Here is an 8,627-nt window from a genome sequence, read left to right on the forward strand (position 1 = left end):
CGGCAGAGCCGGTGCGCGGCACCGGCTAGCCCTCCAGCACATACTTGCGGATGGCCCAGACCGCGCCGTCCTCGTCCACGGACGGCGCGATTACGTCCGCCGCAGCCTTCACGTTATCGCTTGCCTGGCCCATGGCCACGCCGATACCCGCGTGGCGCAGCATGTGAACGTCATTGCCGCCATCGCCAATGGCCATGCACTCGGCCGGTGTGATGCCCAAACGCGCGCAGAAGGCATCGATCGCGTCGCCCTTGCCGCAGCCCGCGCTGACGATGTCGAGGAAGTTGGGGGACCAGCGCACGTTTTCGAGCCCGTCTATGCCGCCGAGGAGCTCCTCGTCCGATTCAGGCGCGACGTCGGTCACAATCTGCAGAACGTTCGCGCAGTCGACATCGTCCCACGAACGGACCTCGTGCCCAGGCTTGTAGCGAAGGGAGCGGGCGAGCTCATCCGGGTCGCCGCAGAAGTACAGGGCGTCCGGCTCCGTGAAGGACGTGGAGAGGCCACGCTCGCGAAGGCGCTCCACCAGAGCTACCACGCACTTCTCGGGCATGGGCTTGCTCGAAATGACCTCGCCTGAGGCCATGAAGCAGTACTCGCCATTAGCGGTGGCATAGCCGTCGAAGTCAAAGCTCGCGTCCATGCCGATGCTGTCCTTATAGCGGCCGGTCACGATGAACGAGGCCACGCCGCGGCGATGGGCCTCCTCGAGAGCAGCTTTCGTACTAGGGCGCATATCGGGCGCGTCGAACGGAACGAGAGTGCCATCAATGTCCAGAAACAGCGCCTTGATTGCCATATGGTGCTCCGTCTCTCGCGCATATCCCCTGCCGCCCCACCAAAACCTGCAAAAGGGACAGTCCCTTTTTCAGGTTTTGCGAGGCTTGGTTGACAAAGGGACAGTCCCTTTGTCAACCCCGCCTGTCCGCCCGCGCCCATCCCGTGCAACGAAAAGGGCCCGAGGCGCAATGCCCCGGGCCCGGACTTGGCTCTTATCGGCTTGCTTTGACCGATTCTAGTACAGACCCTCGCACATCGAGAGCGCGGCGTCATCGGCAACGACAACGCAGTTGGGGTGAAGCTGCAGGATGGACGCGGGGCAGCTGGGCGCGATCGGACCGAAGCACATGTCGTGAACAGCCTGGGCCTTCTTCTCGCCGTTAGCGACAACGAGAATCATGCGGGAGTACATGATGGTCTGCGTGCCCATGGTATAAGCCTGGCGCGGGACGTCCTCCTCCTTCTCGAAGAGGCGGCTGTTGGCCTGGATGGTGCTCTCCGTCAGGTCGACGCAGTGGGTGCCGGCGCTGAAGTGGTCATCGGGCTCGTTGAAGCCGATGTGACCGTTGTTGCCAATGCCCAGAAGTTGGAGGTCGGTATAGCCGGCCTCGGCGACGATCTTGTCGTACTCGGCGCAGGCAGCGGCGGCATCCGGGTTGGAGCCATCCGGCACGTGCGTGTTGGCGAGGTCGATGTTGACGTGATCGAACAGGTTGTCGCGCATGAAGAAGTGATAGCTCTGCGGGTCATCATGGTCGAGGCCGCGGTACTCGTCCAGGTTGTAAGTGCTGACCTCGGAGAAATCGCAGTCGCCGTTTTTGCAAGCCTCAACGAGGTTCTGGTAGGTGCCGATGGGCGTGGTGCCGGTGGCGAGGCCGAGCACGCAGTTCGGCTTCAGGACGACCTGAGCGGCGATGATGTTCGCCGCCTTGCGGCTCATGTCCTCGTAATCCTTGGCGTGAATGATCTTCATGGCGCGTCCCTTCTCTAACGGGATGGGGTGCTATCCTTTGCGCCCCACCTGCGGCCCGCGTCGGCCGCAACCAACGTGAGACGCGGCCACCAGGGCGAGGTCGCGCAGCTATGAGGATTTCGCGCCACGTCGAGGCCCCTGCCCGTCCATGGCGGATTGGGGCGTTGCCCCAAGTGTTTCCATGATGTACCGATGTGTCCCAAGCCTCAAGCAATAATTCGGGGAAAGGCGGAAGTTGCCGGCGAAGCCCACAAGAGTTGACAAAGGGACTGTCCCTTTGTCAACTCTCCTTTGTCAACTCTTGCAACGCCACCTGCAAAAGGGACTGTCCCTTTTTCAGGTTTTTTAGGCGAGCTGGCGAGCGAGGTCGGCGAGGGCGTGGGCGCGGTGGGAGATGGCGTTCTTCTCCGCGGGCTCAAGCTCCGCCATGGTGCGACCCGGGGTGTCGACAGGCCAGAAGAGCGGGTCGTAGCCGAAGCCGTTGGCACCACGCGGCTCGCGGCCGATCATGCCCTCGCAGTCGCCCTCACCGCAGATGACGGTGCCGTCGGCCTGGATCAGCACCACGCTCGAATGGAAGCGCGCGGTGCGTTCCTCCTCCGGCACGTTCTCCATCTCGCGCATGAGCTTTTCGTTGTTGCGCTGGTCGTCGCCGTGGACGCCAGCCCAACGCGCGCTCATGATGCCCGGCTCGCCGGACAACGCATCGACGACGAGGCCAGAATCGTCAGCCACGGCGGCAAAGCCCGTCTGCTCGAGCGCGGCCTCGGCCTTGATGATGGCGTTCTGCGTGAAGGTGTCCCCGTTCTCCACCGGATCGGGGAAATCACCGAGCTCTCCGAGCGCGTAGAAGGAGACGCCGGGCATGAGCGGGGCGAGGATGGCCTCGATCTCGGTCACCTTGTGGGGGTTACCCGTGGCAACGACGACGGTCTTTGCGGGGTCAAGCGTGGCAATGTCTACCTTGGCCATGGTTGCTCCTTTTCGTGTGCGCGTGTTCGTGTGCGCGTGTAATGCGAAGTGCGTCGAGATGGCCGGACCGGCTCGGCGGGCGCGCCACGCAACGGGCGCGCACCAAGCTCGTAGTCTACGCCGTGAAGCCCGTGACCTCGTTCTGGAGGTCACACAGACACTTAATGCCAGCCTCGCCCATGTCGAGCAGCTCGTTGAGCTGGGCGCGGGAAAGAGTCGAGCGCTCGCCGGTTCCCTGGATCTCGACGATGCCGCCGTCCGCGGTCCCCACGAGGTTGAGGTCGACGTCGGCGTGCGAGTCCTCGGGGTAGTCGAGGTCGAGCATCGGCGTGCCGGCGACGACGCCCATGCTGATGGCGGCGACCTGGCCCGTGAGCGGCAGCCTCTTGATCTTGCCTTGCTCCACGAAGTTCATCAGCGCATCGTGCAGCGCCACCCAACCGCCAGTGATGCTCGCGGTACGCGTGCCACCATCCGCCTGAAGAACGTCGCAGTCGACGGTGATGGTGAACTCGCCCAGGTGGTCGAGGTCGCACACGGCGCGAAGGCTACGGCCGATGAGGCGCTCGATCTCCATCGAACGGCCCTTGCGGCCCTTGTACTCGCGCTTCGTGCGAGAGCTCGTGGAGGTGGGCAGCATCGCGTACTCCGCGGTGAGCCAGCCCTTGCGACTCGCCTTGCGCCACGCCGGCAACGCCTCCTCGATCGTGGCGGTGCACATGACGCGCGTGTCGCCAAACTCCGCGAGGCACGAGCCATGGGCGTTCTTCATGACGTCGCGCGTGAGCGTGATGGGGCGCAGCTGGTCGAGGGCGCGGCCCTCGGGCCTGCGCTGCGTGAAATCCTGCATGAGAGTCTCCTTGCTAGTCAACGAGCGACTCGAGCGTATCTAGCTCGATGTGCTCGATCGAATCAAGCGAATGCCCGAAGATGAACTTACCCGCGACGGCAAACGACGTGATGTCATCCGAAGTAGTGGCAAAGCGATACTTGGGCTCGCCGCCAGCGCCGAGGTTGGGCGAGGCAGGATCTGCAAGCTCGCCGCGGCGGCCGAGGATCTCCGCCACCTCGCGAGCCGTCTCCTCCGCCGAGCTCACGGTGCGGACATCCGGGCCCAGGGCACTCGAGATCTCGTGAGCGAGCAGCGGGAAGTGCGTGCAGCCAAGAACGACCGTATCGATACCACGGCCCAGAAGCGGGGCAACGTTTCTACATGCCAGCTCGCGAACCTCCGGCGTGTCGAAGACGCCAACGCTATCCATCCAGTCCTCGTGCAGATAGGTGCCCGTGGCAAGCTCGCGCTCGACGAAGTCGACGAACGAACCGGCAGCGCTCTGCGTGACGCGCACGCCGGCATCGAGGTTGTGAATGGCACGCTCGTAGGCACCCGAGTCGACCGTGCCCTGCGTGGCAAGCACGCCAACGCGACGCGAGCGGGTGGCCTGAATCGCGGCGCGGGCGCCCGGCTCGATCACGCCGATGACCGGGACCTTGAGCGTGCGCTGGATGACATCGAGACCGGCGGCCGTGGCGGTGTTGCACGCGATGACGACGAGCTTGACGTCGTGGCGCTCGAGCCAGCGGCCAACCTGGCGTACGAATAGGCGGACCTCCGCCTGGGGACGCGGGCCATAGGGGCATCGCTTGGTATCGCCAACGTAGTAGATCGACTCGGCCGGGAGAAGCGACGCGATGCAGCGGGCAACGGTGAGGCCGCCAATGCCAGAGTCAAAGATGCCAATGGGCTTGCTGTTCTCAGAAGCGATGGCCGCGCGAGGCGACGTCACGGCTGCGGGATCGAACCCGTCATCGAGCACGCTCATGGACTCGCTCCCCTCTCACCGGAACCGACGGAATCCGGAGCCAGTGGCGGCATATGAAAAAAAAGCCGGAGACAATGCCTCCGGCCTGCGGTTACATGGTGGGCGATGAGGGATTCGAACCCCCGACCTTGTGCGTGTAAGGCACCTGCGCTAGCCACTGCGCCAATCGCCCGCAGGCATGGGAAGTGTAACACAGGGGGAGCCCACGGCTCACTCCACCACGGCATGCCCACGACCCGCCACCCCCACGGCGCGCGACCGGCACGGTTCGTGGCACGATCCGCCACTCCCACGACGCGCGTGCGGCACGGCTCGAGGCGCGGCGCGTCGCCCTTCTACCTCGCCCACAACCGTCCCTCCATCGCGCGCCGCGTATACTTGGAATGCTGAATACGCGCCGGCACAGCCCGGCCTCACGTTAGGAGACGCCTCATGACCAGCGCCACCACCCTGCTCGAGCTCTGTGACCTTCTCGACGCCAACGATATTCTCGTAAGCGGCATTCCCGAGGAGGCAGACACGAATGTGACCGGAGCCGCCTGCGACTCGCGCTGCGTCCACGAGGGCGACGTCTTCTTCTGCAAGGGACGCGCCTTCAAGCCCGCCTTCCTCACCTCCGCCCTCGAGACGGGCGCCGTCGCCTACATCTGCGACCAGAACCACGCCGAGGAGCTCGCTGTCACCGCGCCTTCCGCGCCTGCGATCGTGACCAGCGACATGCGCCGCGCCATGGCTCTCGTCTCCGCCGCCGCCTTTGGCAGGCCCGACCTCGACGTTCCCCAGGTGGGCATCACGGGAACCAAGGGCAAGTCGACCACCGCGTACATGCTGCGCTACATCATCGACGCCGAGAACGGCGAGAAGACCTGCGGCATCATCGGCTCAATCGACACCTATGACGGCGCGGAAGACATCGAGTCCACAAACACCACGCCCGAGGCACCCGATCTCTGGCGCCACCTCGCCAACGCCCGCGAACACGACCTCGCCGCCATGGTGATGGAGATCTCGAGTCAGGCGCTCAAGTATGACCGCAGCCTCGGCCTCTCGCTCGACGTCGCGGCATTCCTCAACATCGGCGCGGACCACATCTCCGCCGTCGAGCACCCCACCTTCGAGGATTACTTCGCCAGCAAGCTCAAGATTTTCTCCCAGTGCGACAACGCCGTGATCAACCTCGGCACCGCCCACCTCGAGCGCGTCCTCGACGCGGCGCGCGCTGCCGGTGTCGAGAGCATCGTCACCGTCTCGACCTCTGGCGCCGACCCCGTCGAGTGCGGCAGCTGCGACATGGTCTACCCGGACATCTGGGCGACCGACATCAAGCCCCTGGGCACCCAGCTCACCTTCGTCGTCCACGGCACGGATGCCCCCGAGGAAGACGGCGAGCACGTCGAGTGGCAGCTCCCCGTCACCATCAACTTCCCCGGCCTCTTCAACGTGGAGAACGCCCTCGTCGCCATCGCCTGCGCTAAGCTGCTCGGCGTAAGCGGCGCCGCCATCGTAGCGGGCCTCGCCGCCTGCCGCGTTCCCGGCCGCATGGAGCTCATCGGCAAGCCGGATTCCAAGGTGCTCTGCGTCGTCGACTACGCGCACAACACCCTCTCCTACCAGAAGTTCTTTGCGTCCATGACCGAGGAGTTCCCCGGCAGGCGCATCATCGCCCTCATCGGGGCGCCCGGCGGCAAGGCGTTCGAACGCCGTGTCGAGCTCCCGCGCGAGGCCGCTCGCTGGGCGTGCCACATCGTCACCACCGAGGAGGACCCGGCGCACGACTCGAACGAGGAAATCTGCCGAGAGATGGACGGCAACGTGCCCGAGGGCGCCACGCTCGCCGATGGCACTCCCGTGACGCACGAGTACGTGCTCGACCGTGAGGAGGCCGTCGCCCGCTGCCTCGACGTCGCGCTCGGCTATGAGGAGCCGTCACTCGTCTGCCTGCTTGGCAAGGGCGATGAGACGCTCATCCACCGCGGCGACGAGTTCCAGACGATGGTGCCCGACGGCAAGGCATTCGAGAACGCTGCCGCTGCACGCGGCATCGAGCTCTAGGGGGATGGACATGGCTGGTTACCTCACGTTTCCGGAGCGTCCCACCGGCGAGCTCGCCGAGCGCCTGCGCAAGGTCCGCTACGTCATCACGGACGCGGACGGCACCATGTTCACGGGCGCCAAAGCCACGGTGAACTCCGCCGGGGAGCCCTGCGCAGACCTCGTCCAGACGCTGGTCGAGCTCACGCGCGCCGGCGTCTCCGTCATCCCGTGCACTGGCCGCAACCGCGCCATGATCATGGAGGATGCCCGCGTGCTGGGATTTCCCGGTTGGATTGCGGAGATGGGCGGCGTGGTGTGCACCAAGCAGGCCAGCCAGCCCGAGTGGCACTACTTCTGCGGACGCATGCCGTATGACGAGACCTGCGGCAAGACCCCGCACGACGTGATCTGGGAGACCGGCGTCATCGATGCGATGCTCGAGCGTTGGCCCGGCCATCTCGAGACCTACCACGATAACGGCATCGGTTTCGAATACCGCGAGGTCACCATCGCCATGCGCGGTGATGCGCCCGAGGAGGAGATGCAGGACATGCTCGACCACTGCAGTCTGCCCCTGTACCTCTCCGACAACGGCATGGTCGACCATATCTCCGGCGAGACGACCCTCGAGGTCGACCGCGCGAACCCCCAGGGCATCCACACGTACCACATCACGCCGGCCGGCGTGAGCAAGGGCACCGGCATCCTGCGCTTTATTGAGCTCGCGGGCCTGGCTCCCGAGGAGGTTCTCGGCGCGGGCGACTCCCCGGCAGATTGCGTGATTGCAGACGCCGTGGGCACGTTCCTGTTCATGTGCAACGGCCTGAGCCACGACCGCGCGGAGGAGGAGATCGCCGCCCGCAATAACATCCTCGTCTCGACGAAGCGCTCGACCGACGGCTGGGTCGCCGCCATGCGCGGTCTGCTCGCCGCGAAGGAGTAGCCGCCGACGCGCGGTCGCGGGGGTCGCGCGCATCCACCCGACCCCGCAACAGGCTCCGCAACAGCCCGGCGCCGCGCGCGTCAGCCGGCGCCCCGCAACAGCCCGCCGCGCGCAACAGCCCGGCGCCCCGCGCATCAGACGCAAACGCCTACCTCTTGTAAGGAATCCAGCCCGATTCTGGCCCCGAACCCTTACAAGAGGTAGGCGTTGTGCTCTGCCGCGACGTGCCGCCCGCGAGCCCGTAGCCCCCGTTTTGCCGCAACGCGTCTCCACCATGCTTCTCAGTAGCCACCGCTAGTTCGAACCTGTCTCGAGCAGAGCCTTCAGGTAGTCGCTCCTAGAACTAAGCACGCGATCGACGAAGACGCTGTCTCCCACCCGATAAAAGGCAAGATAGGAGCCAGCGATCACGAACCTGTACGGAGTAGAAATGGGGCTTATCGAAGACAGGGGCGTTCCTGATTCCGGGAAGTCCGCAAGCAACTCCACGCGGGACAGGATCAAATCAATCACCTTTGACGCCGCGCGCGGGTTCTCGCACTCTTCAGCGAGATAGCTCCATATGCTCTCGAGGTCACGATTCGCAAGCGGAGAGAAGACGACCTTCTTAGACATGGGTCACTTCTCGATTTGAGAAGCGCGAACGGATGTCGTCCATGGATAGCCAGCCGTCGCGCTCGCCAGACGCGCGACCCGCCTCGAGCTCGTTGAACAAGCTGCTCGCAGCAGACAGGCGATCGTAATCAGCAATATCAAGAATCGCATACCTGCCATGGCCGTTTCTCGTAAGAAAGACCGGCGAGCCCACCTGGACGTTCGAAAGGACGTCATTGTAGCTTCTCAAGTCAGACACGGGTTGAATCTTTGGCATGAGATGCTCCTTCGCTAGATTTTACGAAGTATTCTTTGGTGAATTCTACAACAACCCATGCATATGAATCCTGGCTCTACGCAGGGAGACGCACCCCGAAACGCCAACGCCTACCTCTTGTAAGGAATCCGGCCCGATTCTGGCCTCAAACCCTTATAAGAGGTAGGCGTTGTGCTCTGTCGCGACGCGCCGCCAGCGAGCCCGTAGCCCCGCCCCGTGGCCCCCGCGGCG

Annotated in this window: 9 protein-coding genes and 1 tRNA gene; 2 read left to right on the forward strand and 8 right to left on the reverse strand. The window is 64.6% G+C overall.

The window, feature by feature from the left end; genetic code table 11:
• Positions 1-25 precede the first annotated feature (25 nt).
• The 6 genes from ACTQ1Z_RS04975 to ACTQ1Z_RS05000 all read right to left on the reverse strand — a co-directional run bounded on the left by ACTQ1Z_RS04975 (position 26) and on the right by ACTQ1Z_RS05000 (position 4,720).
• Complete coding sequence (locus ACTQ1Z_RS04975; RefSeq protein ID WP_320679098.1) at positions 26-799, reverse strand: HAD family hydrolase; 774 nt, start codon at positions 797-799, stop codon at positions 26-28.
• Positions 800-1,015: 216 nt separating this feature from the next.
• A complete protein-coding gene (nagB, locus tag ACTQ1Z_RS04980; protein ID WP_320679096.1) occupies positions 1,016-1,753 on the reverse strand; it encodes a glucosamine-6-phosphate deaminase in 738 nt (245 codons plus the stop codon).
• 345 nt (positions 1,754-2,098) lie between these two features.
• Entirely contained in the window at positions 2,099-2,725 is a 627-nt protein-coding gene (rdgB, locus tag ACTQ1Z_RS04985; protein ID WP_320679094.1) for an RdgB/HAM1 family non-canonical purine NTP pyrophosphatase, read from the reverse strand.
• 115 nt (positions 2,726-2,840) lie between these two features.
• The gene (gene rph / locus ACTQ1Z_RS04990; RefSeq protein ID WP_320679093.1) at positions 2,841-3,575 is read right to left on the reverse strand and encodes a ribonuclease PH; all 735 of its coding nucleotides are present in this window, start codon (positions 3,573-3,575) and stop codon (positions 2,841-2,843) included.
• A 13-nt stretch (positions 3,576-3,588) separates the two neighbouring features.
• Positions 3,589-4,548, reverse strand: coding sequence for a glutamate racemase (murI, locus tag ACTQ1Z_RS04995; protein ID WP_320679091.1), 960 nt, complete (start codon positions 4,546-4,548; stop codon positions 3,589-3,591).
• A 96-nt stretch (positions 4,549-4,644) separates the two neighbouring features.
• A tRNA-Val gene (locus tag ACTQ1Z_RS05000) sits at positions 4,645-4,720 on the reverse strand.
• A gap of 260 nt (positions 4,721-4,980) precedes the next feature.
• Between ACTQ1Z_RS05000 and ACTQ1Z_RS05005 the strand changes: the two genes are divergently transcribed.
• Positions 4,981-6,600 carry a Mur ligase family protein gene (locus tag ACTQ1Z_RS05005; protein ID WP_441859221.1) on the forward strand — a complete coding sequence of 540 codons (1,620 nt, stop codon included), beginning with the start codon at positions 4,981-4,983 and terminating at the stop codon, positions 6,598-6,600.
• Positions 6,601-6,610: 10 nt separating this feature from the next.
• Entirely contained in the window at positions 6,611-7,525 is a 915-nt protein-coding gene (locus tag ACTQ1Z_RS05010; protein ID WP_441859222.1) for an HAD family hydrolase, read from the forward strand.
• A gap of 294 nt (positions 7,526-7,819) precedes the next feature.
• Here the strand turns inward: ACTQ1Z_RS05010 and ACTQ1Z_RS05015 are convergent, their stop codons facing one another.
• Together ACTQ1Z_RS05015 and ACTQ1Z_RS05020 are read right to left on the reverse strand one after the other, a co-directional pair.
• Positions 7,820-8,140, reverse strand: coding sequence for a type II toxin-antitoxin system RelE/ParE family toxin (locus ACTQ1Z_RS05015; RefSeq protein ID WP_320679695.1), 321 nt, complete (start codon positions 8,138-8,140; stop codon positions 7,820-7,822).
• Positions 8,133-8,396: a prevent-host-death protein gene (locus ACTQ1Z_RS05020; protein WP_320679696.1), complete on the reverse strand. Its 264-nt coding sequence runs from the start codon at positions 8,394-8,396 to the stop codon at positions 8,133-8,135. Before ACTQ1Z_RS05020 ends, ACTQ1Z_RS05015 begins: the two co-directional genes overlap by 8 nt.
• Positions 8,397-8,627 lie beyond the last annotated feature (231 nt).

The organism is Parolsenella sp. LCP21S3_E11, assembly GCF_052118165.1.
In the GTDB taxonomy this organism is placed as follows: domain Bacteria; phylum Actinomycetota; class Coriobacteriia; order Coriobacteriales; family Atopobiaceae; genus Parolsenella.

Bases quoted from the DNA above. Each gene is read 5' to 3' on its own strand.
- ACTQ1Z_RS04975 (WP_320679098.1), bottom strand. From the start codon at position 799: ATGGCAATCAAGGCGCTGTTTCTGGACATTGATGGCACTCTCGTTCCG.
- nagB (WP_320679096.1), bottom strand. From the start codon at position 1,753: ATGAAGATCATTCACGCCAAGGATTACGAGGACATGAGCCGCAAGGCG.
- rdgB (WP_320679094.1), bottom strand. From the start codon at position 2,725: ATGGCCAAGGTAGACATTGCCACGCTTGACCCCGCAAAGACCGTCGTC.
- rph (WP_320679093.1), bottom strand. From the start codon at position 3,575: ATGCAGGATTTCACGCAGCGCAGGCCCGAGGGCCGCGCCCTCGACCAG.
- murI (WP_320679091.1), bottom strand. From the start codon at position 4,548: ATGAGCGTGCTCGATGACGGGTTCGATCCCGCAGCCGTGACGTCGCCT.
- ACTQ1Z_RS05005 (WP_441859221.1), top strand. From the start codon at position 4,981: ATGACCAGCGCCACCACCCTGCTCGAGCTCTGTGACCTTCTCGACGCC.
- ACTQ1Z_RS05010 (WP_441859222.1), top strand. From the start codon at position 6,611: ATGGCTGGTTACCTCACGTTTCCGGAGCGTCCCACCGGCGAGCTCGCC.
- ACTQ1Z_RS05015 (WP_320679695.1), bottom strand. From the start codon at position 8,140: ATGTCTAAGAAGGTCGTCTTCTCTCCGCTTGCGAATCGTGACCTCGAG.
- ACTQ1Z_RS05020 (WP_320679696.1), bottom strand. From the start codon at position 8,396: ATGCCAAAGATTCAACCCGTGTCTGACTTGAGAAGCTACAATGACGTC.